General features: G+C 70.0%; 24 protein-coding genes. 7 read left to right on the top strand and 17 right to left on the bottom strand.

Going from position 1 to position 25,926, the window contains the following annotated elements; genetic code table 11:
* Window positions 1-428 precede the first annotated feature (428 nt).
* Window positions 429-1,931, bottom strand: a complete 1,503-nt coding sequence (gene guaB, locus M3190_RS12355) for an IMP dehydrogenase (protein WP_251582073.1) — start codon at window positions 1,929-1,931, stop codon at window positions 429-431.
* A gap of 204 nt (window positions 1,932-2,135) precedes the next feature.
* Here guaB and M3190_RS12350 point away from each other — a divergent pair, with 204 nt between their 5' ends.
* Genes M3190_RS12350 through M3190_RS12335 form a run of 4 tightly spaced genes read left to right on the top strand, consistent with a single transcriptional unit; the run spans window position 2,136 to window position 6,224 of the window.
* Complete coding sequence (locus M3190_RS12350) at window positions 2,136-3,455, top strand: branched-chain amino acid ABC transporter permease (protein WP_251582065.1); 1,320 nt, start codon at window positions 2,136-2,138, stop codon at window positions 3,453-3,455.
* 6 nt (window positions 3,456-3,461) lie between these two features.
* Window positions 3,462-4,442 carry a branched-chain amino acid ABC transporter permease gene (locus M3190_RS12345; RefSeq protein WP_251582062.1) on the top strand — a complete coding sequence of 327 codons (981 nt, stop codon included), beginning with the start codon at window positions 3,462-3,464 and terminating at the stop codon, window positions 4,440-4,442.
* The gene (locus tag M3190_RS12340) at window positions 4,432-5,460 is read left to right on the top strand and encodes an ABC transporter ATP-binding protein (RefSeq protein WP_251582060.1); all 1,029 of its coding nucleotides are present in this window, start codon (window positions 4,432-4,434) and stop codon (window positions 5,458-5,460) included. The genes M3190_RS12345 and M3190_RS12340 overlap by 11 nt, the downstream gene beginning before the upstream one ends.
* Entirely contained in the window at window positions 5,457-6,224 is a 768-nt protein-coding gene (locus M3190_RS12335) for an ABC transporter ATP-binding protein (protein ID WP_251582058.1), read from the top strand. Before M3190_RS12340 ends, M3190_RS12335 begins: the two co-directional genes overlap by 4 nt.
* Window positions 6,225-6,523: 299 nt before the next feature.
* Here M3190_RS12335 and M3190_RS12330 read toward each other — a convergent pair whose 3' ends face one another.
* From M3190_RS12330 to groES, 3 genes are all read right to left on the bottom strand, one after another.
* Window positions 6,524-7,885, bottom strand: a complete 1,362-nt coding sequence (locus M3190_RS12330; protein ID WP_251582056.1) for an ABC transporter substrate-binding protein — start codon at window positions 7,883-7,885, stop codon at window positions 6,524-6,526.
* Window positions 7,886-8,041: 156 nt separating this feature from the next.
* On the bottom strand, window positions 8,042-8,980 hold the full coding sequence (rarD, locus tag M3190_RS12325; RefSeq protein ID WP_251582054.1) for an EamA family transporter RarD: 939 nt from the start codon (window positions 8,978-8,980) through the stop codon (window positions 8,042-8,044).
* A 141-nt stretch (window positions 8,981-9,121) separates the two neighbouring features.
* On the bottom strand, window positions 9,122-9,418 hold the full coding sequence (gene groES / locus M3190_RS12320; protein WP_017203655.1) for a co-chaperone GroES: 297 nt from the start codon (window positions 9,416-9,418) through the stop codon (window positions 9,122-9,124).
* Window positions 9,419-9,570: 152 nt separating this feature from the next.
* Here groES and M3190_RS12315 point away from each other — a divergent pair, with 152 nt between their 5' ends.
* Window positions 9,571-10,770 carry a class I SAM-dependent methyltransferase gene (locus M3190_RS12315; protein ID WP_251582045.1) on the top strand — a complete coding sequence of 400 codons (1,200 nt, stop codon included), beginning with the start codon at window positions 9,571-9,573 and terminating at the stop codon, window positions 10,768-10,770.
* A 1-nt stretch (window position 10,771) separates the two neighbouring features.
* Here the strand turns inward: M3190_RS12315 and M3190_RS12310 are convergent, their stop codons facing one another.
* The 8 genes from M3190_RS12310 to M3190_RS12275 all read right to left on the bottom strand — a co-directional run bounded on the left by M3190_RS12310 (window position 10,772) and on the right by M3190_RS12275 (window position 16,221).
* The gene (locus tag M3190_RS12310) at window positions 10,772-11,251 is read right to left on the bottom strand and encodes a hypothetical protein (protein ID WP_251582043.1); all 480 of its coding nucleotides are present in this window, start codon (window positions 11,249-11,251) and stop codon (window positions 10,772-10,774) included.
* Window positions 11,248-12,306, bottom strand: coding sequence for a tRNA (adenosine(37)-N6)-threonylcarbamoyltransferase complex transferase subunit TsaD (gene tsaD / locus M3190_RS12305; protein ID WP_251582041.1), 1,059 nt, complete (start codon window positions 12,304-12,306; stop codon window positions 11,248-11,250). The genes M3190_RS12310 and tsaD overlap by 4 nt, the downstream gene beginning before the upstream one ends.
* Before the next feature lies 1 nt (window position 12,307).
* Window positions 12,308-12,805 (bottom strand): ribosomal protein S18-alanine N-acetyltransferase, encoded by a 498-nt coding sequence (rimI, locus tag M3190_RS12300; RefSeq protein ID WP_251582039.1) that lies wholly within the window; start codon window positions 12,803-12,805, stop codon window positions 12,308-12,310.
* Window positions 12,802-13,470: a tRNA (adenosine(37)-N6)-threonylcarbamoyltransferase complex dimerization subunit type 1 TsaB gene (gene tsaB / locus M3190_RS12295; RefSeq protein ID WP_251582037.1), complete on the bottom strand. Its 669-nt coding sequence runs from the start codon at window positions 13,468-13,470 to the stop codon at window positions 12,802-12,804. Before tsaB ends, rimI begins: the two co-directional genes overlap by 4 nt.
* Before the next feature lie 48 nt (window positions 13,471-13,518).
* Entirely contained in the window at window positions 13,519-14,022 is a 504-nt protein-coding gene (gene tsaE, locus M3190_RS12290) for a tRNA (adenosine(37)-N6)-threonylcarbamoyltransferase complex ATPase subunit type 1 TsaE (protein ID WP_251582029.1), read from the bottom strand.
* Window positions 14,019-15,143 (bottom strand): alanine racemase, encoded by a 1,125-nt coding sequence (gene alr, locus M3190_RS12285; RefSeq protein WP_251582019.1) that lies wholly within the window; start codon window positions 15,141-15,143, stop codon window positions 14,019-14,021. The genes tsaE and alr overlap by 4 nt, the downstream gene beginning before the upstream one ends.
* A complete protein-coding gene (locus M3190_RS12280; RefSeq protein ID WP_251582017.1) occupies window positions 15,140-15,496 on the bottom strand; it encodes a holo-ACP synthase in 357 nt (118 codons plus the stop codon). The genes alr and M3190_RS12280 overlap by 4 nt, the downstream gene beginning before the upstream one ends.
* A gap of 104 nt (window positions 15,497-15,600) precedes the next feature.
* Window positions 15,601-16,221 carry an arsenate reductase/protein-tyrosine-phosphatase family protein gene (locus tag M3190_RS12275; RefSeq protein WP_251582015.1) on the bottom strand — a complete coding sequence of 207 codons (621 nt, stop codon included), beginning with the start codon at window positions 16,219-16,221 and terminating at the stop codon, window positions 15,601-15,603.
* Window positions 16,222-16,295: 74 nt separating this feature from the next.
* Here M3190_RS12275 and M3190_RS12270 point away from each other — a divergent pair, with 74 nt between their 5' ends.
* Window positions 16,296-17,099 carry a CPBP family intramembrane glutamic endopeptidase gene (locus M3190_RS12270; RefSeq protein WP_251582013.1) on the top strand — a complete coding sequence of 268 codons (804 nt, stop codon included), beginning with the start codon at window positions 16,296-16,298 and terminating at the stop codon, window positions 17,097-17,099.
* Window positions 17,100-17,127: 28 nt separating this feature from the next.
* Here M3190_RS12270 and M3190_RS12265 read toward each other — a convergent pair whose 3' ends face one another.
* The 4 genes from M3190_RS12265 to M3190_RS12250 form a co-directional block, all read right to left on the bottom strand.
* Entirely contained in the window at window positions 17,128-18,438 is a 1,311-nt protein-coding gene (locus M3190_RS12265; RefSeq protein WP_251582011.1) for a UDP-glucose dehydrogenase family protein, read from the bottom strand.
* Window positions 18,439-18,547: 109 nt separating this feature from the next.
* Window positions 18,548-20,815 (bottom strand): right-handed parallel beta-helix repeat-containing protein, encoded by a 2,268-nt coding sequence (locus tag M3190_RS15545; protein ID WP_251582009.1) that lies wholly within the window; start codon window positions 20,813-20,815, stop codon window positions 18,548-18,550.
* A complete protein-coding gene (locus tag M3190_RS12255) occupies window positions 20,812-22,056 on the bottom strand; it encodes a glycosyltransferase (RefSeq protein WP_251582007.1) in 1,245 nt (414 codons plus the stop codon). The genes M3190_RS15545 and M3190_RS12255 overlap by 4 nt, the downstream gene beginning before the upstream one ends.
* 121 nt (window positions 22,057-22,177) lie before the next feature.
* The gene (locus M3190_RS12250) at window positions 22,178-23,170 is read right to left on the bottom strand and encodes a right-handed parallel beta-helix repeat-containing protein (protein ID WP_251581997.1); all 993 of its coding nucleotides are present in this window, start codon (window positions 23,168-23,170) and stop codon (window positions 22,178-22,180) included.
* Window positions 23,171-23,318: 148 nt separating this feature from the next.
* Here M3190_RS12250 and M3190_RS12245 point away from each other — a divergent pair, with 148 nt between their 5' ends.
* Complete coding sequence (locus M3190_RS12245) at window positions 23,319-24,011, top strand: hypothetical protein (RefSeq protein WP_251581995.1); 693 nt, start codon at window positions 23,319-23,321, stop codon at window positions 24,009-24,011.
* 1 nt (window position 24,012) lies between these two features.
* Here the strand turns inward: M3190_RS12245 and glmS are convergent, their stop codons facing one another.
* Window positions 24,013-25,863 carry a glutamine--fructose-6-phosphate transaminase (isomerizing) gene (gene glmS, locus M3190_RS12240; RefSeq protein WP_251581993.1) on the bottom strand — a complete coding sequence of 617 codons (1,851 nt, stop codon included), beginning with the start codon at window positions 25,861-25,863 and terminating at the stop codon, window positions 24,013-24,015.
* Window positions 25,864-25,926 lie beyond the last annotated feature (63 nt).

Below are 25,926 nucleotides of genomic sequence, written 5' to 3'. Positions count from 1 at the left end.
CAAAGGAATCTCACCTCAGCCGAAGCCGAGATCGAGGTTATTTGGCATTTGACAAGTGCACGCTGTTGAGTTCTCAAGGATCGGATGCTCCCACACCACCCCCGCAAGGGCTTCGTAGTGAGGCAACTTCTCTAGCTTAGGATGACACCCGCGAAACCGTCAAACCCGACACGCCGATGATCTCGGAAGATCATGGCTGCGAGTGACGACCGTGGGTGCGTCCCGATGTCCCGTCCTAGACCAGGGGTCAGACCCAACCGCAGAGCGACTGTTTCTTCTTGGAGGGGGTGGTTCGCCAGCTTGAGGGGGCGGCGGGCTTCTCAGCCTCTCGCTCTTCCCTGTGGGGCGAACAAGTAATAAGTTACGCGGCGTTCGGAGACTCGGCAAATCAGCCCCGCATCCCGGGCGTGTCGAGGCCGCATACCCTCTCAGCGCTTGTAGTTCGGCGCTTCGACGACGATCTGCACGTCGTGCGGGTGCGACTCCTTGAGCCCCGCCGAGGTGATGCGGACGAACTTGCCTCGCGCCTTCAGCTCGTCGATCGTGCGGGCGCCGACGTAGAACAACGACTGCCGGAGTCCTCCGACCAGCTGATAGGCGACGGCCGACACCGGACCGCGGTAGGCGACCTGGCCTTCGATGCCCTCGGGGATCAGCTTGTCGTCGCTCGGCACGTCCGCCTGGAAGTAGCGATCCTTCGAGTACGAGGTCTTCTTGCCGCGGGTCTGCAGGGCTCCGAGAGAACCCATCCCCCGGTAGAGCTTGAACTGCTTGCCCCCCTGGAAGACGACCTCTCCGGGCGACTCATCGGTGCCGGCCAGGAGGGAACCGAGCATGACGGTGTCAGCGCCGGCGACCAGCGCCTTCGCGATGTCGCCCGAGTACTGCAGACCGCCGTCGGCGATGATCGGGACGCCGGCCTCCCGGGCCGCGAGCGACGCCTCGTAGATGGCGGTCACCTGCGGGACCCCCACACCGGCCACCACCCGCGTCGTGCAGATCGACCCCGGACCGACGCCGACCTTGACGGCATCCACTCCTGCGTCGATGAGGGCCTGCGCGCCCTCACGGGTCGCGACGTTCCCGCCGATCACATCGATGTGCGCGAACGAGGCGTCGGCCTTGATCCGCTTGACCATGTCGATGACACCCGCGGACTGTCCGTTCGCCGTGTCGACCACGATGACGTCGACCCCGGCATCCCGCAGCGCCTCTGCGCGCTCCCACGCATCGCCGAAGAAGCCGATCGCGGCGCCGACACGGAGTCGACCCTGATCGTCCTTCGTCGCGAGGGGGTACTTCTCGCTCTTGTCGAAGTCCTTGATGGTGATGAGGCCCGCGAGCTTGCCGTCCTCATCGATGAGGGGCAGCTTCTCGACGCGGTGGTGGGCGAACAGCGCGATGACCTCGTTCGCCCCGATGCCGACCTTGCCGGTCACGAGGTTCTCGCTCGTCATGACGTCGCGGACCTTCGTGGTCTGACGCTCGAAGCCGGAGACGAACCGCATGTCGCGATTGGTGACGATGCCGACCAGGTGCCCTTCGTCGTCCACGACGGGGAGACCCGAGATGCGGTACTGGCCGCAGAGTGCGTCCACCTCTTCGATGGTCGCGTCGGGTGTCGTCGTGATCGGGTCGGTGATCATGCCCGACTCGCTGCGCTTCACGCGGTCGACCATGGCGGCCTGATCGGCGATCGACAGGTTCCGGTGGATGATGCCGATTCCCCCCTCGCGCGCGATGGCGATGGCGAGACGCGACTCGGTGACGGTGTCCATCGCGGCGGAGAGAAGAGGAGTCGCGACGGTGATGCGACGCGTGACCCGGGAGGAGGTGTCGGCCTCGGACGGGATGACGTCCGTGTGACCGGGCAGCAGCAGGACGTCGTCGTACGTCAGTCCCACGAATCCGAACGGGTCGTTGTGCTCCATGTGCTCTCCTGCGTCGAACGGCTTGTCTGAATTCTAAGGCGCGCGACGCTCCATTCATTCCCGGGGGGCGAGATCCGGCCAGAAGGCGGAGTGTCGATGGTTGCGGCAGGGAAACACAGCGGCAACAATCGCTGGATACGGTCGTGTGGCGCCGGGGGCACCCGTACCTCTGCGCGCTGACCATGCTTCAACCAGGAGGTGTCGGTGACGACCACCCGCTCTGTGCGCGCCCGCAATCGATGGCGACGCGCACTCGTAGCCCTTATCGCCGGAGTCTTCTCCGGCGCTCTGCTGTTCGGCCTCGCGAACCCCGCGGCAGCCGACACTCAGAACCCCGAGGACTTCCCGTTCGCCGTCCAGGGCAACGTGCGCGTCGCCGGTGAACCCGTGGAAGGCGCCACAGTGGTCGTCTCCGGCGGTGAGTACAGCGGCGAGACGGAAACCGCCGCCAACGGCTCGTGGCGCGTTCCGGTTCCCACCAAGGACGTCCCCTACACCGTCGAGCTCGTCGAGGATTCGCTTCCCGAGGGTGTCACCGCGCCCGAGGGGTTCAACTTCACACAGGAAGTGGAATTCGGGCCGACCAGCACGATCACCCGAAACTTCACCCTCGGGGCCGCGGAGCGGACGACGACCTCGTTCTTCGACCAGTTCCTGTCCCGAGCGGTGAACGGCCTGAACTTCGGTCTGATGCTCGCACTGGCCGCGATCGGAGCGTCGCTCGTGTTCGGCACGACCGGACTGTCGAACTTCGCGCACGGCGAGATGGTCACCTTCGGCGCTCTCGCAGCCCTCTTCTTCTCCGTGGCCGTGAACGTGCCGATCTGGATCGCGATCCCGTTGGCGGTCATCGTCTCCGCGTTCTTCGGATACGGGATGGATGCCGGACTCTGGAGACCCCTCCGCCGCAAGGGCATCGGCACCGTGCAGCTCATGATCGTCTCCATCGGCCTCTCGCTCGCCCTCCGATACGTCTTCCAGATGTTCGTCGGCGGCGGCACCGTGAACCTGCCCGGGCGAGCGACCGCCAACATCCCGGGCCTCGGCCCCATCAGCCTGTCGCTCACCGACGTCATCAGCATGGGGGTGTCGATCGTGGTCATCGTCGCCTTCGCGTTCTGGCTCATGCGGACCCGGATCGGGCGCGCCACGCGAGCGGTGTCCGACAACCCGTCGCTGGCCGCGGCGAGCGGGATCGATGTCGACGCCGTCGTCCGGATCGTGTGGGTCATGGCCGCCGCCCTCGCCGGGCTCTCGGGCGTGCTCTGGGCCTACTTCCGGCCGGGCATCAAGTGGGACATGGGCACCAGCATCCTGCTCCTCGTCTTCGCCGCGATCACGCTCGGCGGTCTGGGAACGGCGTTCGGCGCCCTCCTCGGCTCGATCATCGTGGGCCTGCTCGTCGAGGTGTCGACGCTCTGGATCCCCTCCGACCTGAAGTACGTCGGCGCGCTCGTCGTGCTGATCGTCATCCTCCTGTTCCGTCCGCAGGGTCTCCTCGGACGCCGAGAGCGAATCGGATAACGGCTCATGGACTTCCTGCAAATCCTCAACAACACGGCGGCTCAGATCCTGTCGCCGGTCACGCTGGGCTTCGTGCTGGCGGCCATCGGTCTCTCGGTCCACTTCGGCTTCGCGGGCCTGCTCAACATGGGCGTCGCCGGCTTCATGGCCATCGGCGCCTACGGTTTCGCGATCTCGACGCTGACGTTCGGGCTCCCCTGGCCGGTCGCCGCCCTCGTCGGCCTCGTCGGCGCGGTGCTGTTCTCGATCGTCATGGGCATCCCGACGCTTCGGTTGCGCGGCGATTACCTCGCCATCGTCACGATCGCGGCCGCCGAGGTCGTGCGCCTGTTGTTCCTGACCTCCAGCTTCCGCGAGACCACCGGCTCCGCCGACGGCCTCGTCGGCTTCCAGGCGAGCTTCCGGTCCACGAACCCTCTCCCGGCGGGACGTTTCGGATTCGGCCCGTGGACGTACCAGTCCGACCAGTGGTGGGTGATCATCGTCGGGATCATCACGATCGCGATCGTCGTCACCTTCGTCTGGTTGCTCATGCGGAGCCCCTGGGGCCGCGTCATCCGGGGCATCCGTGAAGACGAGGACGCCGTGCGGTCCCTGGGCAAGAACGTCTTCGCCTTCAAGATGCAGGCGCTCATCGTGGGTGGCGTGATCATCGCCGCCGGCGGGATCGTCACGGCCCTCGGAACGAACGTGAATCCCAACGTCTACGTCACCTCCCAGACGTTCTACGTGTGGACGGCGCTTCTGCTCGGCGGGGCCGCGACGATCTTCGGACCGGTACTTGGCGCCGTGCTGTTCTGGGTCGTGCGCGCGTTCCTCTCCAACCTCCTGCCGGCGCTCGTGAACATCGGCTGGCTGCCGTTCCTCACAGCGGAGCAGAGCCAGATGCTCGTGTTCGTCCTGGTGGGTGTCGCCCTCATGCTGCTGGTCATCTTCCGACCGCAGGGCATCCTCGGTAGCAAGAAGGAGCTGACCTTTGTCCGCTGACGTCGCGCCCCCCGCCCCCCGACCCAAAGCCACCGGTCTGCACAAGGGCGAGATCCGCCCCGGTGTCGAGAAGGTCGACCCGATCATCGTCGCCGACGGCGTGAAGCGCGTCTTCGGTGGCCTCACCGCCGTCGATGTCGACCACCTCGAGATCCCGCGCAACGCCATCACGGCGCTGATCGGTCCCAACGGTGCCGGCAAGACCACGCTGTTCAACCTCCTGACCGGATTCGACAAGCCGAACGAGGGGGTCTGGTCGTTCGACGGCCGGAACCTCGCCGGCATCCCGGCCTTCAAGGCGGCTCGGATGGGACAGGTGCGCACCTTCCAGCTGACGAAGTCCCTGGGCCTGCTCACCGTGCTCGAGAACATGAAGCTCGGTGCGCCCGGTCAGGGCGGCGAGAGCATCTGGCGCGGCATCCTCCCCTTCCTCTGGCGCAAGCAGGAGGCCGAGATCGAGGAGAAGGCGCGCGGCCTTCTGGAGCGGTTCAAGCTCGACGCGAAGGAGAAGGACTTCGCGGCCTCGCTGTCGGGCGGCCAGCGCAAGCTCCTGGAGATGGCACGCGCCCTCATGAGCGACCCGACCCTCGTCATGCTCGACGAGCCGATGGCCGGCGTGAACCCGGCACTGACGCAGTCGCTGCTCGACCACATCCTCGACCTCAAGGACCTCGGTATGACGGTGCTGTTCGTCGAGCACGACATGCACATGGTCCGCCACATCGCCGACTGGGTCGTCGTCATGGCCGAGGGCAAGGTCGTCGCCGAGGGACCGCCGGACACCGTCATGAAGGAGCAGGCCGTCATCGACGCCTACCTCGGAGCCCATCAGGACGTCGACCTCGGCGTCGTCACCGGCCGTTACGAGGGCGAGCTGACCGCCGAGGCTCAGGAACTGATCGAGGAGCAGCACAAGCTGCAGGACGCCGTCGAGGCGGATGCCACGACGCACGCCGCGGAGGATTCCACGGCACCCGGCACCCCGGGCTCCACGCCCGGAACGGAGGACACGAAGTGAGCGACACAGCCGCATCCCCCGCGGGTTCGACGACAACCGCACCCGCACAGAACGTCGTGGAACTGCGCGATGTGCACGCCGGCTACCTGCCCGGCGTCAACATCCTCAACGGTGCGAATCTCTTCGCCGCCAAAGGTGAGCTCATCGGAATCATCGGCCCCAACGGCGCCGGCAAGTCCACGATGCTGAAGGCGATCTTCGGGCAGGTCAAGATCCGCTCGGGCCAGGTCGTGCTCAACGGTGAGGAGATCACCGGTCTTCGGGCCAACAAGCTCGTCGCCAAGGGCGTCGGCTTCGTGCCGCAGACGAACAATGTGTTCCCGAGTCTGTCGATCGCGGAGAATCTGCAGATGGGGGCCTATCAGAGGCCGAAGGTCGTCTCGGAGCGCATCGACTTCGTGACCTCGATCTTCCCCGACCTCAGCAAGCGTCTGCAGCAGCGGGCGGGCTCGCTCTCGGGCGGTGAACGACAGATGGTCGCCATGGGACGCGCGCTCATGATGGACCCGTACGTCCTCCTGCTCGACGAGCCGTCGGCCGGTCTGTCGCCGTCGCGGCAGGACGAGGCGTTCCTGCGCGTCTCGGAGATCAACAAGGCCGGTGTCACCACGATCATGGTCGAGCAGAACGCGCGTCGCTGCCTGCAGATCTGCGACCGTGGCTACGTCCTCGACCAGGGCCGTGACGCCTACACCGGTACCGGCCGTGAGCTCCTCAACGACCCCAAGGTGATCGGTCTCTACCTCGGCACACTGGGCACCTGACGCCCCGCCGTACCTGACGATGCCCCCGGCCACTCGGCCGGGGGCATCGTCGTACCGGTCGCACGCGTCGCTGCGTGGTGGGGGCGACGTCGCATGGGTCGGATGCGCCGAGTGAGGGGACCACGCCTCGCCGCCCGCTTCCCCGCCACGACATGCCTCACGCCACGACATGCCTCACGCCACCGCCTGTTGCGACGAGGGACCCGGGGGCGGCGGCATCCGCCGGTGCCCCCGGGATGGCCGGCCAGGCAAAGAGAACGGCCCCGGTCCGAAGACCGGGGCCGTTCTGGGATCGTCGATCAGCCGACGTTGAGGAACGAGTAGTTGTTGTCCTCGCCGTACTCGAAGATGCCGATGGAGGCATCCTGCGGGTCGCCCACCTCGTTGAAGGTGATCGGGCCGGAAACGCCGTCGTAGTCCGCGACGTCACCGGCGATGATGATGTCGGCGCACTCGGCATACGTGGTGCACTTCGTGCCCTCACCGGTGCCGCCCGACACCTGCTGGAGGTGCGCTGCGACGTCGGGGCCTTCCGAAGAGCCCGCCTCGAGGGCGGCCAGGGCGAGGAGGATCACCGCGTCGTAGGACTCCGGTCCGTAGGTGAAGTCCGCCAGCTCGGCGTTGCCCTCGCCGGTCCAGAACTCGTTCAGACCGTCACGGAACTCCGCGATCGACGCGGGGTCCACAGCCGGGTACGTGCCCTTGGCGCCCGTCAGGGTGCCCGCGTCGAACTCCTCGCCGAAGTTCGCCAGGTTGCCGTCCACGAAGTACATCTTGTCCTTCGGGAACTCCGCCGCGACGAGCTCGGGGATGATCGTCTTGACCTCTTCGAAGGTGATGAGGGCGATCGCGTCGGGGTCCGCCGCCAGCACCGTCTCGACCTGCGAGGAGAAGTTGGTGTCGCCGGTGTTGTACAGCGCGGCCGACACGACGGACCCGCCCGCCTCCTCGAAGGCAGCCTTCGCGAAGCACGCGAGACCGGTTCCGTAGGAGTCGTTGAGGATGATCATGCCGAGGGTCTCAGCGCCGTCGCCTGCGATGAGGTTTCCGAGCACCTGGCCCTGGAGCACGTCGGAGGGAGCCGTTCGCCAGTACAGACCGTTGTCCTCGTAGCCCGTGAAGGCAGCGGAGGTGTTCGCCGGCGAGAACTGGATCGCGTCGGCAGCGATGACCTGGTCGATGAACTGCAGCGAGGTACCCGACGACGCGGCACCGATGATGGCCGTGGCACCGGCGTTCAGCAGACGCGGGATCTCGGTCTCGTAGGCCTTGTTGTCGGTGTCGCCCGAGTCGCCCTGGACGAGGTTGATGGTCACGCCCTTGTCAGCGGCGTTCACCTCGGATGCGGCGTACTCGGTGCCCGCGATCTCGGGCGGGCCGAGGAAGGCGAGGTTGCCGGTCACGGGCAGGGCCGTGCCGATCGTGTACTCGAGGTCGGTGGCAGGACCCTCCGACGTGGAGGTGTACTCCGGGGTGTACGACGCGGGCTGTGCCTCGTCGCAGTTGACCGGGAAGTCGAAACCGGCGGGCTCCTCGGAGGCGCCGCCGGATGCAGTGGGGGTCGAGGAACCGGCGCAGCCGGCCAGGACCATTGCGCTCGCGCCGATCAGGGCGATGGCGCCCATGACCTTTGCGGAACGCGAACGGGTGAGAACGCTCATTGTGCTCCTTGCTGTGGTGACACGGGTCAGTTCGGGACCAGCCCGGTGTGTTCAACCTAGCGGCGCGCTCGTCTCCCCAATGTTGCCGTTCGTTAACGATGTGTAACGAGGTGGGCACGCTCCCATAACGGTGCCGGGATGCGGTATCCGTCGTCTTCAGACGGGGTCTGGGACGACCGCCTCGGCGCGGGTCCGGCTGCGCCGGGAGGCCACGATCGAGTCGACGGTGAACACCGCCACGGCGACCCAGACCAGGGCGAACCCGATCCATCGCTCGAACGGCATCGGCTCCCCCAGGATGAGGACTCCCGTGAGGAACTGCATGATCGGGGCGACGAACTGCAGGATGCCGATCACGGTGAGCGACGTGCGACGGGCCCCGGCGGAGAAGAAGAGGAGCGGGATCGCGGTCACCGCACCGGCGAGCAGGAGCAGCGTCGTGTGTGCGGCGCCCTGAGTGCCCATCGTCAGGCCGGAGGTGACGCCGACCAGGACGAGCTGCAGGACAGCGATCGGCACGAGCCAGAAGGACTCGAGGGTGAGGCCGCTCACGGCATCCACCGACGGTCCGATCTTCTTCTTGACGAGACCGTACGTCGCGAAGCTCGCTGCGAGCGCGAGGGCGATCCACGGCACCCGACCGACCGCGACGATGATCACGACGACGGCCGCGCCGGCGATGCCCACGGCGACCCACTGGACGGTCCGCAGGCGCTCCTTCAGGACGATGACGCCGAGGAGCACGGTCGCGATCGGGTTGATGAAGTAGCCCAGGCTCGTCTCGACGACGTGGCCCGTGAGGGTGCCGATCAGGAAGACCTGCCAGTTGACGTAGATGAGCAGTCCCGCGAGGAGGGTCCAGAGCATCAGCCGGCGATCGCGCAGGATCACGCGCATTCGCCCCCAGCCGCGCGTGATCGCGAGCAGCGCGAGACAGAAGACGAGGCTCAGCAGGATGCGCCAGCCGACGACCTCCCAGGGGGTGGTCGGTGCGAGGCTGACGAAGTACAGGGGCAGGAAGCCCCACAGGACATAGGCCGAGAAGACGAAGATCGCGCCCAGGGACTTCTCGCGCGCGGCCTGCTCGGGTGTCATGAGCACAAGCCTACGACGGTCATGACAGCGAGCACATCCCGCGGACTGCCGCCGGTCGTGCGGATCCTGCCAACACCGCGGACAGGAACGAGAGAGGGCCCGGATGCCGAAGCATCCGAGCCCTCTGCTGATCGCTGCGTGTCAGCGGACGACGACCGCCAGGACGTCGCGAGCCGACAGGACGAGGAACTCGTCGGCGCCGAACTTGACCTCGGTGCCGCCGTACTTGCTGTACAGGACGCGGTCGCCGACGGCGACGTCGAGCGGAACGCGGTTGCCGTTGTCGTCGATGCGGCCGGGGCCCACGGCCACGACCTCGCCCTCCTGGGGCTTCTCCTTGGCGGTGTCAGGGATGACCAGGCCACTCGCGGTGGTCTGCTCGGCCTCGACCTGCTTGATGACGATGCGGTCTTCGAGCGGCTTGATGGAAACCGACACGGTCTACCTCTTTCTTGCTGGTGGGGTCCTGCTTCAAGACTCATCAGCACTCGCTTACCGAGAGTGCTAACGAAAGTCTAGAGGCCGGTTGGCACTCACGCAACGCGAGTGCCAACACGATGACGGATGCCGCGTCGGCCTAGGCTGGCCGGATGGAACAGGCCGAACTCACCGCTCTCCTGACGCCCCAGGGACTGCGGCTGATCGATGAGGTCGGACCCCTGGCATCCACTGCCGAGGTCGCCACCGCCGTCTCCCGACTGCGTGCGGCCGGCCACTCCCCCGACCTGGTGTCCGCCGTCGTCGGACAGGCCCACCTGCGCGTGCGGGCGCAGGCCAAGTTCGGTCCCTTCGCCGACCGGATGCTGTTCACCCGCGCAGGTCTCGAACAGGCGACACGTCTCGAGGTCGCCGCCCGCCACGCCGCGCGATTCCGAGACGCCGGAATCACCCGCGTCGCGGACCTCGGATGCGGCATCGGCGGTGACGCGCTGGGGTTCGCCGGCATCGGGCTCGACGTCCTCGCCGTCGACGCGGACGAGACGACCGCCGCTCTCGCGGCGTACAACCTCGCACCCTTCGGTGAGGCCGTCACCGTGCAGCACGGCCGCGCCGAGGAGACGGACCTGACCGGCTGCGACGCGGTGTGGCTGGACCCCGCCCGCCGGACCGCGGGGCACAGCGAGACGAGTCGCACCCGGCCGGAGGACTGGTCGCCCTCGCTCGATTGGGCGTTCGCCCTCGCGGAGCGGATGCCGGTGGGCAACAAGCTCGGACCGGGACTCGACCGCGGACTCCTCCCCGACGACGTCGAGGCGCAGTGGATCAGCGTCGACGGATCGACGGTCGAGCTCGTGCTGTGGTCGGGTGCGCTGCGGCGCGCAGGCGTCGCGCGCTCCGCGCTGGTGCTGCGGGGTGGCGCCGCGGCGGAGCTCACCGCCGCGGCGGATGCGCCCGATGAACCGGTCCGCGAGCTCGGCGCGTTCGTGCACGAACCCGAGGGCGCGGTCATTCGCGCGCGCTTGATCGGCGAGGTCGCGCGCGCGCTGCAGGCGGGGATGGTCGCCGACGGGATCGCGTACCTGACCTCGGACGCCGCCTTGACGAACCCCTTCGTGCAGTCGTTCCGCGTACGGGAGGTCCTGCCGCTGAAGGTCCCCGCGATCAACACCGCCCTGCAGGCTCGGGGCGTCGGCACCGTCGAGATCAAGAAGCGCGGGGTCGACGTAGACCCGGCGCAGTTCCGGCGCAAGCTCGCGCTGCGCGGCGACACCTCGGCCACCCTGATCCTCACGCGTGTCGGCGATGGCCGTGGCGCGAAACGGGTCGCGGTCCTCGCCGACCGGGTCTGAGTCAGCCTGTCAGGCCGCCCTGCGCGGCCGCCCACCACAGCCACCCCGCGCTGTACACGAGCGACCCGACGCTGAGTCCGAGGCCCCAGAGCGCCGTCTCGCGCTTCTCCCACGGGCGACGGAGCGCGAGGACCGCGAGGACGACCCCGATGATGCCGATCGGGAAACCCCAGCCGACGAAGCAGGCGAGGACGAGCGCCAGCGTCCCGAACAGCAGAGACCAGCCCGCACTGCGCGGGAGCACGGGCGCCGGCGGGATCCATCGGACATCCGGCGCGAACTTCTCGTCAGGATCGGGATGCACGGTCAGCGGCGGAGCGACGGGGAGCGGCTGCGTCAGCTCCCGACGGAACCCGCCCCGGTGCGCTCCCGGGAGGGCGGTGTCCGTCGGAGCCGGCGCGACGTCCGGCGACGCGGGCTCGACGACGGGAGTCCCGCCGACAGCGGGTGCGGCGGGCGGCGGCATCCGCTCGTCGCTCATGACGACGGCTCCACCTGGATCGTCGTGACGGGGAGAGTCGAGTCCGCTCCGAAGGCGAGCGTCGAGGCGGGGCGTCCGCTCATGATGAGCTCGGACGCGAGAGCGGCGATCATCGCCCCGTTGTCGGTGCACAGCGACAGCGGCGGGATGCGGACGCTCACCCCGGCGGCCTGTGCACGCTCGAGTGCGACGTCCCGCAGCCGCTTGTTGGCGATCACGCCTCCGCCCAGGAGCAGCCGGGGCACGTCGTGACGCGCGCACGCGTCGAGGGCCTTCGTCACGAGGACGTCGACGACCGCTTCACGGAAGGATGCCGCGACGTCGGGCACCGACACGGGCTCCCCGGCCGCCTCGCGCTGCTCCACCCAGCGGGCGACGGCGGTCTTGAGGCCGGAGAAGGAGAAGTCGTAGCGATGCTCCGCCATGTCGGACGCACGCGACATGCCGCGCGGGAACCGGATCGCCTGCGGGTCGCCGGATGCGGCCGCCCTGTCGATCTCGGGACCGCCCGGGTAGGGCAGGCCGAGGATCCGGGCGATCTTGTCGAAGGCCTCGCCGGCGGCGTCGTCCATCGTCTCGCCGAGCAGCTCGACGTCCGAGACGAGGTCGCGCACGAGGAGCAGCGAGGTGTGCCCGCCGCTCACGAGGAGCGCGACGGTCGGGTACTCGACCTCGTCGCCGGTCAGGATGTCGGCTGCGATGTGCCCGACGAGGTGATTGACGGCGTAGAGCGGCTTGCCCAGGCTGACCGCCAGGGCCTTCGCCGCGCCGACGCCGACCATGAGAGCCCCGGCCAGCCCCGGGCCGCTCGTGACGGCCACGGCGTCGAGGTCGTCGAGGTCGACCCCGGCTTCGGCGAGCGCCGCCTCGATGGCCGGCTGGAGGGCCTCGAGGTGGGCGCGGGCGGCGACCTCGGGAACGACACCGCCGTAGCGGGCGTGCTCGTCCATCGAGCTCGCGATCGTGTTCGACAGCAGCGTGCGGCCGCGGACGATGCCGATGCCGGTCTCGTCGCAGCTCGTCTCGATGCCGAGGACGAGGGGTTCGCGCGTCACGTCAGCACCATCCTTCCGCGGCGGTCGGAGCGGCGGTGTTGCGCGCGTCCCAGGCGACGAGATCGAGCTGCATGACGATCGCATCCACGTCGTCGGGCTGGTAGTACCGCGGGCGGCGGCCGACCTCGACGAAGCCCTCGGACGCATACAGCGCGGAGGCGGCCGGGTTGTCGGCTCGGACCTCGAGGAACATCTCGCGAGCGCCGCGGGTGCGAGCGGTGGTGAGCAGTGCGCGCAGCAGCGCGCGTCCCCGACCGCGGCCCCGCGCGTCGGCGGCGATCGCGATGGTCTGGATGTCGGCATCCGCCGCGCCCTGCACAGCCCGGACGCCGCCGTACCCGATCAGGCGCCCGCCCTCGACGTCCACGACGTACTGGCCGTGCGGGGAGGCGAGCTCCCCCGCCATGAGCGCCTCGCTCCAGGCGTCGGTCGGGAACGAGGCCCGCTCGAGACGCATGATGTCGTCGAGGTCCGCGGCGGTCGCGGTGCGGAGGCTCACGAGCCGACCTTCTTCCGGGCACCGGGCAGCGTCACGTCGGGTGCCCGCAGGTAGAGCGGCTCGCCGAGCGACTCGACCCGGTCCGCGGCGACGGCGCGGGCAGCGGCGAGCGCCACCATCGCCCCGGGGATCGCCGTCACGTCGCGGCGGTCGGCATCGTGCCCGGCGAGCGCGTCGTCGATGCCGTCGCGAGGCACGAGGGTCGCCTCGGTCACCCGTCGCGGGAGTCCGTCGTCGTCGATGCCGTCGTAGACGGTGTAGGCGAACTCGCGCCGGCGCGCGTCGGTGACGACCGCGAACCGGGGAACGTCCACGAACGGGTCGGCGAGCAGGATCGCCAGGGCCGCAGCGTCGTGGCTGCGCACCGGGACGACCGGGATGCCACGGCCCAGGGCGAACGCCCGCGCCGCCGCGATGCCGACGCGGAGTCCCGTGAACGGGCCGGGTCCCATGCCCGCGGCGACGTGGGTCAGGGTGACGGTCTCGGGGACGCCGGTCGCGCCGATCGGGCCGTGCGCGGCATCCGTCATCACCTGCTGCAGGAGGGAGCCGATGATCTCGGCGTGGCCCAGGGGATCCGCGCTCGCGACCTCGGCGCGCACCGCACCGTCGACATCGGTCACGGCGACGGCCGTGCCGAGGGACGTGTCGATGCCGAGGATCACAGCATCAAGGGTATCCGCGCAGACGGATGCCGCGACGCGGCCGCCGGCTCAGGGGTGGCGCGTGACGGTGACGATGCGCGGCGCGGCGTCCTCGAGCTCGGCCGCGTACGGACCGGTCGTGCCGCAGGCGTTGTCGACACCCGTGCCGCTCCAGCCGCGCTCGATCTCGAGCTCCCACCACGAGTCGACGAGCCCGTCGACCATGCCGCGACCCCACTCGACGATCGTGACGGAGCGGTCGGGGTCGAGGCCCAGATCGTCGAGCTCGGCCGGGGAACCGAGTCGGTAGGCGTCGACGTGGACGAGCGGCGGACCGTCGACCTCGGACGGGTGGGTGCGCGCGATCACGAAGGTGGGGCTCTGGATGGGGCCGCGGACCCCGAGACCTGCGCCGATGCCGCGGGTCAGGGTCGTCTTCCCGGCGCCGAGGGGACCGGTGAGGACGAGCAGGTCGCCGGCACCGAGGACGCCGCCGAGCTCACGCCCGAGCTGCTCCATCTCTTCGGGCGAGGCGACCTCGCGGCGTCCCTCGAACTGCGCCATCCCGGTCATGACCGCACCTCCCGTCGCGGTACGCGCGGGCCGATGCGCGTGACGATCTCGTAGTTGATGGTGCCGGCGGCCTCGGCCCAGTCGGTCGCGGCGGGCACACCCGTCGACGGGTCGCCGAAAAGCACCGCCTCGTCGCCCACCGCGACCTCGGCGTCACCGACGTCGACGACGAACTGGTCCATCGCGATGCGGCCGGCGACGGGGAAGGTGCGTCCCCCGATCGAGACGGGTCCGGCACCGGAGGCGGCGCGGGGAACGCCGTCGGCGTATCCCATCGAGATCAGCGCGAGCGTCGACTCGCTCGTCGTGCGGTGCAGGTAGCCGTACGAGACGCCCTGCCCTGCGGGCACACGACGGACCGCGGCGACGGCGGCGCGGAGGGTCATCGCGGGGCGCAGGCCGAGATCGGCCGAGGACCTGTCGTCGAACGGTGAGAGACCGTAGATCGCGACCCCGAGCCGGACGCAGCCGAGCCGCGCCTCGGGCAGTGACAGTGCCGCGTGGGATGCGGCGATGTGCCGCAGCGGCGGGCGCAGCCCCGCGGCCTCTGCTGCGGCCTGGGCGACGGTGAAGCGGGACAGCGCCGTGCGGTCGTCGTCCGCCGACGTGTTCGACAGGTGACTGAAGATCCCGATGACGCGGAGGACGCCCTCCCGCTCGTACGCGGCCGCTTCGGCGAAGACGGCGCCGTAGTCCGCCGGGGCGATGCCGTTGCGCGCCAGACCCGTCTCGACCTTGAGCTGCACGGTGACCGGACGCTCCGGCGACCCGGCCGCGGCGGCCGCGCGCAGCTGATCGAGACTCGACACCCCCAGCTCGATGCGGGCGGCGGCGGCCTGGCCGAAGTCCGCGCCCGGCGCGTGCAACCAGGCGAGTACCGGCGCGTCGATCCCCGCGGCCCGGAGCTGGAGCGCCTCACCCACGTCGGCCACGGCGAGGCGGGCCGCGCCCCCGGCGAGTGCGGCACGGCCGGATCGGACGGCGCCGTGGCCGTATCCGTCGGCCTTCACGACGGCGATGACCTCGGATTCCGTCGCCCGCGCCAGGTGCCGCACGTTGTGCTCGATCGCGCCGACGTCGATGACCGCTTCACGCGCGACGCCCTCCGGCATCCGGGTCATGCTGCGGCCTCTGCGACGACGTAGGCGGTCGCGAGTCCCGCGTCGTGCGAGAGCGACAGGTGCACGGCGGTGATTCCGCGGCCGGCGACGGTCGCGGCGGTCTCGCCAGCCAGCGCGAAGACGGGACGCCCCGACGGTTCGGACGCCACCTCGATGTCAGTCCAGTGCACGCCGTCCGACCCGCCGAGCGCCTTGATGAGCGCCTCCTTCGCCGCGTACCGGGCGGCGAGCGAGTGCGGCTTGAGGGTCTGCTCGGATGCCGTGAACAGACGCTCCATGAGCTTCGGGGTGCGGGCGATCGACCGCTCGAAGCGCGGGATGTCGACGAGGTCGACCCCGATGCCGATGATCATGACCCCTCCCCTGGCCGCGTCTGCGGCATCAGATCAGGATATCCGGGGTGCACGGCCGGACGGTCGCGCGGCGCGGCCTCCGAAGTCGTCGCCGTCGACGGGTCTCAGCCGACGGCGAGGCGGATGACGCGCTCGACGGCGTCGAGACCGGGCGCGAGCTGCGCGTCGGAGCGTGCGTAGGTCTCGCGCGAACGGCCGTAGGGGTCGACGACGTCGTCGTCGGCGGGGTCGGCCGGCGGCAGCACGAGCCCCCGCTGCCCGGCGAGGACAGCGAGCGCACCGCGGAGCCGGTCCCGCGGCTCGTCCCCGACCGCACCGGCCCGCAGCGCCTCATCCGGGGTCGCCGCGGCGAGGCGCTCGAACTCGCGCATCGTGAACGTCGTCCGCAGCTGACCGGGCGCGAGCTCCACCACCGCGCGCCGGTGATCGCGGTCCATCGCGAGCACGAGGTCGGGACCCCGCAGGATCGTCTCGGTGAGGTAGCGCGAGCCGTGTGCGGCGATCCGGTCGGCGGGCACCCCGCGCGCGGTGGCGAGCTCGGCGGCTTCCACCGGCATCCGGACCCCTTCACGCGCCCGGATGCCCGCGCTCGTCGCGACGACACCGAGGTCGGCGAGCCGCTGCTCGAGGACCAGGGCGGCCAACGGCGAGCGGCAGATGTTGCCCGTGCAGACGGTGAGGATGTGGATCACGAGGAGCCCTTCGAGACGGATGCCGCGACTCACCCCGCGCAGATGTCACCGCCTCGGGGCTCGGCGGGACGGGCGGGACGCGGACGGGCACCCGATACGGTAGGCCCGTGCAGGATCAGCTTAGCGACGGCCCCTCGTCCCCCGCGGTCGATGCGGAGACCCCGCTCGCCGAGCCCGAAGGCGCGAAGCCCCGTCGTCGCGGGCGCCGCCGGAAGCGCACAGACTGGCGTCTGGGCGGGACGGGCGTGCGGCCGTGGAACGGCAGTCTGCTCGTCATCGCGCTGATCAGCCTCGGCGCCGCGATCTTCGCGGGATCGCTGGTCCAGCTGCTCTGGAGGTCGCCCTCGGCGCCGCTCGTGTCGACGGCGATCCTGTGGGTCGGGATGATCGTCCCGGTGGTGGTCGCGTTCCGCCGCGGCCGCCCGGCCGGGTTGCTCCGCTTCCGGAGCACCGACCTCATCTGGGGTCTCGCGCTCGGTCTCGGGCTGCGGGTGTTCGAGGGATGGGTCACGGATGCGGCATCCCGCCCCTTCCCGACGGCGAACGTCACCTCGTCGTGGCTGTGGACCGAGGCCCTCCCCGCGGGGCTCATCGGACCCGTGATCGAGGAGTTCTTCTTCCGCACCGTCGTCCTCGTGGCGATGTACGGACTGCTGCGGCGCAGCGCAGGCCGCATGGCCGCCGCTGTCGCCGCGGTGCTCGTCTCGACGGCGACGTTCATCCTCATCCACGTCGTGGACGGCTCACTGCCTCTCGGCGAGTCCCTCTCGGTCGGCGCCGTCGGGCTCGTCTGCGCGACCCTCGTCATCCTGACCGGTCGGGTCTGGGGCGCCGTGCTCGCGCACATCGTCTACAACACGACGATGCTGCTGCTCATGGCGGCGGGCGCGGCGATCTCCGGCGGGCAGTGACTCCACCCGCCGGAGCGATCCGCGTGGGTCAGGGGCGACCCATCCCGTAGTACGTCCAGCCCGCGGCGCGCCACGCGGCGGGGTCGAGCGCGTTGCGGCCGTCGACGACGACACGACCTGCGGCGAGGGATGCCGCGTGCCCGGGGGCGAGCTCGCGACGGTACTCGTCCCACTCGGTGACGAGGATGACGGCGTCGGCGCCGGTCAGCGCCTCGTCGCGGTCGGCGACGTAGGTGAGCTGCGGGTGCTGACGGCGGGCGTTCTCGATCGCTTCGGGGTCGGTCAGGGTGACGCTGGCGCCGAGGCCGTGCAGGCGGACGGCGACATCGAGGCCGGGCGAGTCGCGGATGTCGTCGGAGTGCGGCTTGAAGGCGGCACCGAGCACGGTGACCTTCTTGCCGTAGAGCTCGCCGCCGAGGCCCTCCTGCACCAGCTGCACGGCGCGCTCGCGACGACGCATGTTGATCTCGTCCACTTCGCGGAGGAACGCGACCGATTCGCCGCGCCCGAGCTCCTCGGCGCGCGCGGAGAAGGCTCGGATGTCCTTCGGCAGGCAGCCGCCGCCGAAGCCGATGCCGGCACCGAGGAAGCGGCGGCCGATGCGGGCGTCGTGACCGATCGCGTCGGCGAGCATCGTGACGTCGGCACCGGCGACCTCGGCGATCTCGGCCATGGCGTTGATGAAGCTGATCTTCGTCGCGAGGAACGCGTTGGCCGACACCTTGACGAGCTCGGCGGTGGCGTAGTCGGTGACGATGAAGGGTGTGCCCTTCGCGATCGACGGGTGGTACACCTCGCGCAGCACCTGTGTGGCACGCTCGCCTTCGTCACCGGCGGGAACGCCGGCGACGAGACGGTCGGGGTCGACGGTGTCCTGAACGGCGAAGCCCTCGCGGAGGAATTCGGGGTTCCACACGAGGGTGGCGCCGGTCGCGCTCACGCGGGGGGCGAGGGATGCGGCGGTGCCGACGGGCACGGTCGACTTGCCCGCGACGATGTCACCCTCGGACAGGTGCGGCAGCAGCGCGTCGACGGCCGCATTGACGTAGGTGAGGTCGGCGGCGTAGCCGCCCTTGACCTGCGGTGTCCCGACACCGACGAAGTGGACCTTGGCACCGGCCGCAGCGGCGAAGTCGGTCGAGAATGACAGGCGACCCGAGGCGATGCCTTCGGCGAGGATCTCGGACAGGCCGGGCTCGAAGAACGGGGCCTCGCCGGCGGCGAGCGAGGCGATCTTGCGCTCGTCGACGTCTATACCGACCACCTCGTGGCCGATGGAGGCCATTGCGGCGGCGTGCACGGCCCCCAGGTAGCCGCATCCGATGACAGAAAGTCGCATTGAAAGAGTCCCTCCACAACGGCGCCGTGTCGTCAGCGCCCCGGTCGTGTCTACCAGATTCCGATGACGGTCATTTTTCGCGGGTCGGTCCTGAGGTGTCGTGGCTGCGTCATCGCCGGCGGACCGCCGCGCGCGCGGGTGGGGCGGCCAGCGTCTCCTCGACCCAGCTCTCGAGGCGCCAGGCGGGGACGCGGAAGAGCCGCGCGACATCGAAGACCGGATATCCCGCTTCGAGGACGGCGGCGACGGCGAACTGCTGGGGCGAGGTGAAAGCCTGCGCCGGTAGCACCTCGCGCAGATCGCGCAGCGACCTCGGGGTCACGGGCCGATGTCCGCGGTGCGGCGTCTCGGGCCATTCGGAGACCGGGACGCCGTTGATCGTGATCGGCGCGCCGATCTCGGGGACGGGCGCACGTGCGACGACCGGCTGGGCGGTCGTCGGGTGCGGGTGGGCCTGCGGAGCCGCCGCGACGAGGACGGGTTCACGGTCTTCCTCGACGACAGAGGCGCTGGCATCCGGCCCGTAGAGCTCGATCTGCCGGCGGCCGTACTGGACGATCGCGTCCTCGAGCAGACCGCGCAGTTCGGCGCGGCGACGTCGACGGACGATCGCGAAGGGGAGACCGACGGCCGGGATGAGGAGCACGAGCAGCCAGAGCCACCCCATCGGGTGGTGGTTCAGCCACAGCAGCAGGGCCGGGCGATAGCTCCACGCCGACGTATCGACGAAACGCTGCGTGACGCTCGCGCCGTCCTCGGCGCGCACCGGCGTCTCACCGAGTCCGCGGATCCGGTTGGCGGAGAGGACGAGGTGTGCGTCGTCGCTCACCGACACCCCCTGCCCCTCGCCGACGGTGATGGTGTTGCCGCGCAGCTCGACACGCACGCCGCGGAGCTCGACGCCGGTGACCGGCCCCTTCATCCGCGAGGTCGTCACCGTCGCGTCGCCGACGTCCCCTTCAAGGCGCAGCGGGATGCCGCCGGTCGACACCAGCGTCGAGTCGGTGACCTCGACCGTATGGGCGGGGCCGACGATCCGCAGTCCGCCGGCCACGCCGTTGGTGGTCAGGTCCTTCACGGTGACGCCGTTGCCGCCGTCGATGAGGACCCCTCCCGTGCGGTTGTCGAGGGCGGTCACCCCTTCGAGGAGGAAGTCGGCCATGACGTAGGTGCTCGCTCCCCCGGCGTTGGGCCCCGTGGCGCGCGGCGCGCCTGCGATCCGGACACCCACGCCGTCGGCATGACTGACGGTGGTGTCGACGATCGCCACACTGGAGGTCTCGCGGTTGACGACGATGCCGTCCCCGCCGGCGTCGCCGACCACAGCGTCCGCGATGCGGACGACCGCTGATCCTCCGGTCACGGTGATCCCCGACATGAGCGGGGCGTCGACGGTCATGCCGTCGATCGTCGCGCCGAGCACCCCCGACAGGTAGACGCCGAATGCGAGGCGGGTGTGCGTCGTGTCGACGAAGGTCGCCCTCGCCAGGCCCGGCTCGGTGGCCACGACGGCGACCCCTCCGGTCCGGCCGCTCCAGAAGCCGAGATCCGAGAACTGGGTGTACGCGGCGCTGAGCGTTCCGTTCCGAGCCAGGACGTAGCCGCGCCCGTCGCTGAGGTCCGCGTCCGGCGCGTCCGTGGCGGTGTCCCACGACGTGACGCGGAGCGGCTTCTTCTCTGAGCCGTTCAAGACGATGTTGCCGCCCCACCCGATGATCTGACTGAAGCCCGTCTTCGTGCTGAGGATCCTGATGGTGCGGCCGGGGGCGTCGACCTTCAACGTGGCGCCCGCCCGCACCACCACCGACTGCGCGAGATCGTATGTGTCGTCCCCCATGGCTCGCAGCGCTCGCAGTGCGACGAGGTCGGTGAGTCCATAAGGCTCGGCACGGGGATCGAGCACGACGATGCCCATCTTCTTCAGGAGGGGGTTGTCCCACCCGGCGCGGATCATGTCGCCGATGGCCGCGTCCGTGAGCTTCGCGATCATCTCCTCCTCGGACGCACGGATGCGCTCCGCACCGTCCTCCTGCCAGGTCTCGCCTCCCGCAGCCGACGTCGGAGTCGGGGTGGCTGTCGGCATCACGCCGGTGCCCTTGAGCACGTCGAGCAGGAGGGATTCCGACTCGGCCGCATCGGATGCTTGTGGGCTCGGCGCGGGCGACGCCGACGCGCGGGGGGTCGGGGCACCGGCGTCCGCTCCCGGGTCGGACCAGGGCAGCGGGACCCTTCCGACGAGGTTCGACGCGACCACGATCCCGACGGCGAGCGCGACGGTCAGCAGCACCATGACGGTGCGGGTCACGACCGTTCGGTGCACGGAGGTCTCGCCGCGTTCCTCGGCCGAGATGACGGGTGGCTGCTCGGGGACTGTCACGAGGCCGCCGCCCTCTCGGCCTCGGGCGCTCCGGAGAGGCTCGCCTCCGTCTGACCTTCGCCGCCGCGCGTGGTGGCCGAGCGGGTCAACCATCCCTGCTTGTTCATCGTGAACAGCGCGAACGTCTTGATGGGAAGCGCGACGAGGATGATCATCGCCGTCACGAGGGGCAGGATGACGATGTCCTCCGGCCGGCGCCATAGGTGGGAGAAGCCGCGGATGCCGCGACCGACAACCGTCCAGATGACGGCGACGAGCAGGGCCGGGATCGGATGCTCGGAGCGCACGGCCAGGACGACGTAGGCGAGCGCGGTGAACATCGTGACCGGCGTGAAGAGGATCTGCATCATCGCGATCTGCGAGATCAGCGGGACCTTGAACACCCACCCCCTGCCGATCGCGGTCAGATAGCAGCGGTACGAGTTGCGGCTCCACCGCACGCGCTGCTTGACGAAGGCGCGGAAGGTGCCGGGGAACATCGAGAGCGCACGGGCGCTGTCCTGATGCGTCACACGGAACCCCTGGGAGAGGACGAGCCACGTCATCCGCCCGTCGTCACCGGCGATGCACTGACGCCCGAAGAACATCTCGCGCTCGAGCTTCTCGACCTGCGGCACGATGACGCTCGTCCGGTAGGCGGCGGTGCGTCCCGAGGCGCAGATGACACCACCGAAACGTCCCATCGCGGGTGCGTAGTCGGTGTAGCGGAGGTCGATGATCCAGTCGGCGACCCGACGCCACACACTGCTGCGCGGGCGGTACACGTTCTGACGGGTGGAGACGGCGCCGACCGACGGGTCGATGAACGGCATCTGCACGGCGTCGTGCAGTCCCTCCTCCCACGACGTGTCGGAGTCGGCGAAGATGACGAGCTCCGTGTCGACCATCCGCATTCCGTGCCCGAGCGCGGACCGCTTGCCGTGATGCTCGAACATGACGACCTCGACGGTCGGATACTTCAGGGCCTCGATGCGCCCCTGGGCCTCCGTGTCCTCGGTGTCGAGGACGATGATGATGCGCGTCGGTCTTTGCGCGACCCAGGTACCGAGACACCGCACCAGGACGTCCGGGTCCTCGCGGAACGACGGCACCACGACGGTGGTCGTCGTCCGGAAGTCGTTGACGACCGGCCGGGCGGTCGCCGACAGGACCTTGCGGATCGCCCAGTAGCCCCACGACACCACGCCGAAGATGCCGAAGGGCAGCACCCACCAGACGTATGACACCCACTCGGCAGGCATGACCGTCCCCCAGTACGGCTCCACCGCTCGGGGTCGGCGAGCCTCGACCGCCTTTCGGGTCGGCGGTCGGTTGGGGCACAGCGTAGCGGTTCGGCGCTCCTGCGCGCGACAGACGACGCGATCAGGGAGTGCAGGCGAGGCTGGCGCGGACGGCGGCGCCGCCCGCCGTGCGGTTGTCGCAGCGGATGACGGCGCCCTGAGTGCGGGCCGCGCCGACGACGTCGATCGCGTAGGCGTCGGCGGCCGCGTCGATGGTGTTGCCCTCGATCAGGGCGCGCTGTCCCCACCCGTCGGACACCTGCTGCACCTGGATGCCGATGCCCGTCGAGGTCACCCGGTTGTCCACGACCCGCCAGTCGTTGCCCTTCACGTCCACCGCCGAGTCGACTACGGCTGTCGCTGACAGGGTCAGGGTGTTCGCGTCGACGACGCCGTCCGAGCTGCCCTCCTTGATGTCGATCGCCTCCGCCGTCGTGTCCGAGACGGTGTTGCCGATCAGCCGGTTGCGGTCGCTGCGATCGGGTTCGCACGCCGTGTACCGGCACCAGTTGGACTCCGCCGACCCGACATAGAGACCCTCGCCGTACTCGGGGGTGACCGTCCCGGTGCGACGCACGGTCGAGTTCGAGACGGTGCTGTCGGTTGTGCCGGCTCGCAGGTGTATTCCCTCTTCACCGATGTCCTCGACGACGAGACGGTCGAAGACGATGTCGGATGCCGCGTCGGCCACGATCCCCTTCGACGCGCCCGTGACCGCGAAACCCGAGATGCGCCAGTGGGACGCGCTGTCGACGTGCAGGGCGTATCCCGTCGTCGAGTCCCCTCCGTCGATGCGCGCCTGCGGCGATCCGCAGAGGACGATGGGCGCCGCCACCGATCCCGAGGCGCTGATCACGAGCCGGCCCGAGTAGGTGGTGTCCGCCAGGCGCAGCGCGTCGCCCGGCGCGGCCGCGTCGACGGCTCGTTGGAGGTCCTCCATCGACGGGCCCACGACACGCACGGCCGTCGGGCACGCCGGCGCCGACGCTGTCGGAGCCGACGCTGAGCACCCGGCGGCGCCGATCAGCACGAGCAGCGCCGCGGCGACGGTGGGAAGGAGGTGTCGTGCTCGCACTGCCTCATCCCGTCGCGGAGACGCGCGACCGGCGCCCCTCCCGGCAAGTGTAAAGGGGTGACGCGACGCATCGGGATCGCTATCGTGGGCGCACAGCCGCACCATCATTCCGAGTTCTGACATCACCTCACCCGAAGAGGACGTCACGATGAGCACCTCCGCAGAAGGCGCCCACCAGGCCGGATCACCCGAGACCCGACCCGGAGCCCAACCCGAGTACACGCCCGACGACCGCGTCGCGCCAGAGGATCATTCCCTCCTCTGGCCGGACGCGCACCTGCTGGCCGCGCCGCCGCCGGGCTATCAGCCGCTCGAGATGCCCGCGGCGTGGGAGCCTGAGGCGCCGCCCGCACCCGCGCTCGACAACCCACCGCACGCCGGGCCACCGCAGACGGCGTCCCCGCGGCAGCCCGTCGCTCCTCCGTCAGGCGCGACGCCGGCACCGCCCGCGGCGCAGCCGTGGCCGTACGCACCCTACGCACCCTCGCGGCAGCAACCACCTGCGCCGGAGCCCGAGCCCGAGCCACTGCCACCGGCAGGTCCGGTCCCGGGGTATGTCATCTCGGCGCCCTACGAGGGGTCAGCAGCCCCGAGTGCACCCGCGCCCCCCGCCGCCCCGGGGCGACCAGCGACGCCGCGGAGCTTCCGCGACCTGCGCTACGGTCCGCTCGCGGGAAGGGATTTCGGCTCGATGCAGGAGTTCGCGGTCGCGGCCGTCCTGGAAGCGGGTTACGCCGAGGAGGACGTCGCCCGGCTGTTCCGGTTCGCACCGTGGCAGCTGCGCGCCTGGGTCGACGAGGCGCGCAGCAGCTCCTTCGGGCCGGGCGGCGGCCCGGGCTGACTCACTCGACCGTGACGGACTTCGCGAGATTGCGCGGCTGATCGACGTCGAGACCCTTCGCGGTGGCCAGACCCATCGCGAAGATGTGCAGCGGCACGACCGCGAGCAGCGGCTCGAAGAGGGGACCGGCGAGCGGGATGCGAAGCACCTCGTCGGCGAACGGGAGGACGGCGGCATCCCCTTCCTCGGCGACGGCGATCACGCGAGCGCCACGCGCACGGATCTCCTGGATGTTCGAGACGACCTTCTTGTGCAGCTCGCGCGAGGCTCGCGGCGACGGCACGATGACGAAGACAGCCTGACCGGGCTCGATGAGCGCGATGGGGCCGTGCTTGAGCTCGCCGGCGGCGAATCCCTCCGCGTGGATGTAGGCGAGCTCCTTGAGCTTGAGGGCGCCTTCGAGGGCGATCGGATAGCCGACGTGACGGCCGAGGAAGAGCACGGACTGGGTGTCGCCCATCCACCGGGCGAATTGTTCGATGTGCTCCTGCTCGGTCTCGAGGACACGGGCGATGCCGGCCGGGATGGCCTCGAGCTGCGTGACCGCGTCGCGCGAGACCTCGGGTGACAGCGAGCCGCGCACCCGTCCGATGTGGAGGGCGAGCAGGTACAGCGCGGTGATCTGTGCCACGAACGCCTTGGTCGAGGCGACGGCCACCTCGGGTCCGGCGTGCGTGTAGACGATCGCGTCGGACTCGCGCGGGATCGTCGCACCCTGCGTGTTGCAGATCGACAGCGTCTTCGCGCCCTGCTCACGCGCGTACTTCACGGCCATCAGGGTGTCCATGGTCTCGCCGGACTGGGAGATCGAGACGACGAGGGTGTCGGGACCGATGACGGGGTCGCGGTAGCGGAACTCGTGGGCGAGCTCGACGTCGACGGGCACGCGGGTCCACTGCTCGAGCGCGTACTTGCCGACCATGCCGGCGTAGGCGGCGGTGCCGCAGGCGATGACGATGACGCGGCTGACTCCCGCGAACAGGTCATCCAGACCGTCGAGCTCGGGGATGACGACGGACCCGTCGTGCAGCCGGCCGCGGAGCGTGTTGGCGACCGCCTCGGGCTCCTCCGAGACCTCCTTCGCCATGAACGAGGACCAGCCGCCCTTCTCGGCCGCGGAGGCGTCCCAGACGACCTCGAAGGGCTCGACCTCGACGGTGCCGCCGGCGAAGTCGGTGACCTCGACGCCCTGGGGCGTGATGGCGACGATCTGGTCCTGCCCGATGGCGAGGGCGTTGCGGGTGTGCTCGACGAATGCGGCGACGTCGGAGCCGAGGAAGTTCTCCCCGTCGCCGAGCCCGATGACGAGCGGCGAGTTGCGACGCGCACCCACGACGAGGCCGGGCTCGTCCCGGTGCATCGCAAGCAGCGTGAACGCTCCCTCGAGTCGGGCGACGACGCCCCGGAAGGCGGCGACGAGATCACGGGATGCCGAGAACTCGCGCCCGAGCAGGACGGCGGCGACCTCGGTGTCGGTCTCGCTGCGGAACGTGTACCCCTCGGCGAGCAGCTCGGCCTTCAGCTCGGCGAAGTTCTCGATGATGCCGTTGTGGATGACGGCGAGCTTGTCGTCGTCGGCGAGGTGCGGGTGCGCGTTCGCGTCGGTCGGGCCGCCGTGCGTGGCCCAGCGGGTGTGACCGATGCCGGTCGTCCCGTCGCCCATGGGGTGGGCGGAGAGGTCGTCGCGCAGCACCTGCAGCTTGCCGGCGCGCTTGCGCATGTCGAGGTCGCCGTCCCGGTCGATGACGGCGATACCGGCGGAGTCGTAGCCGCGGTACTCGAGACGGGCGAGACCCGAGAGGAGGATGGCCTGGCTGTCACGAGGCCCCACGTATCCGACGATTCCACACATGCGCTCCATGCTAGGTGCGGGCGGCTGGGACTCCGCCCCGCCCCGAGCGCCGGGCGCGTCGCC

The organism is Microbacterium oleivorans (assembly GCF_023715745.1).
Taxonomy (GTDB): domain Bacteria; phylum Actinomycetota; class Actinomycetes; order Actinomycetales; family Microbacteriaceae; genus Microbacterium; species Microbacterium oleivorans_D.
This window is presented reverse-complemented; position numbering and strand designations above follow the sequence as displayed.

What these genes read in the sequence shown, in the direction of transcription:
- guaB (WP_251582073.1), bottom strand. Translation starts at nt 1,931, where the DNA reads ATGGAGCACAACGACCCGTTCGGATTCGTGGGACTGACGTACGACGAC.
- M3190_RS12345 (WP_251582062.1), top strand. Translation starts at nt 3,462, where the DNA reads ATGGACTTCCTGCAAATCCTCAACAACACGGCGGCTCAGATCCTGTCG.
- M3190_RS12330 (WP_251582056.1), bottom strand. Translation starts at nt 7,885, where the DNA reads ATGAGCGTTCTCACCCGTTCGCGTTCCGCAAAGGTCATGGGCGCCATC.
- rarD (WP_251582054.1), bottom strand. Translation starts at nt 8,980, where the DNA reads ATGACACCCGAGCAGGCCGCGCGCGAGAAGTCCCTGGGCGCGATCTTC.
- M3190_RS12315 (WP_251582045.1), top strand. Translation starts at nt 9,571, where the DNA reads ATGGAACAGGCCGAACTCACCGCTCTCCTGACGCCCCAGGGACTGCGG.
- M3190_RS12310 (WP_251582043.1), bottom strand. Translation starts at nt 11,251, where the DNA reads ATGAGCGACGAGCGGATGCCGCCGCCCGCCGCACCCGCTGTCGGCGGG.
- tsaE (WP_251582029.1), bottom strand. Translation starts at nt 14,022, where the DNA reads ATGACCGGGATGGCGCAGTTCGAGGGACGCCGCGAGGTCGCCTCGCCC.
- alr (WP_251582019.1), bottom strand. Translation starts at nt 15,143, where the DNA reads ATGACCCGGATGCCGGAGGGCGTCGCGCGTGAAGCGGTCATCGACGTC.
- M3190_RS12280 (WP_251582017.1), bottom strand. Translation starts at nt 15,496, where the DNA reads ATGATCATCGGCATCGGGGTCGACCTCGTCGACATCCCGCGCTTCGAG.
- M3190_RS12265 (WP_251582011.1), bottom strand. Translation starts at nt 18,438, where the DNA reads ATGCGACTTTCTGTCATCGGATGCGGCTACCTGGGGGCCGTGCACGCC.
- M3190_RS12255 (WP_251582007.1), bottom strand. Translation starts at nt 22,056, where the DNA reads ATGCCTGCCGAGTGGGTGTCATACGTCTGGTGGGTGCTGCCCTTCGGC.
- M3190_RS12245 (WP_251581995.1), top strand. Translation starts at nt 23,319, where the DNA reads ATGAGCACCTCCGCAGAAGGCGCCCACCAGGCCGGATCACCCGAGACC.
- glmS (WP_251581993.1), bottom strand. Translation starts at nt 25,863, where the DNA reads ATGTGTGGAATCGTCGGATACGTGGGGCCTCGTGACAGCCAGGCCATC.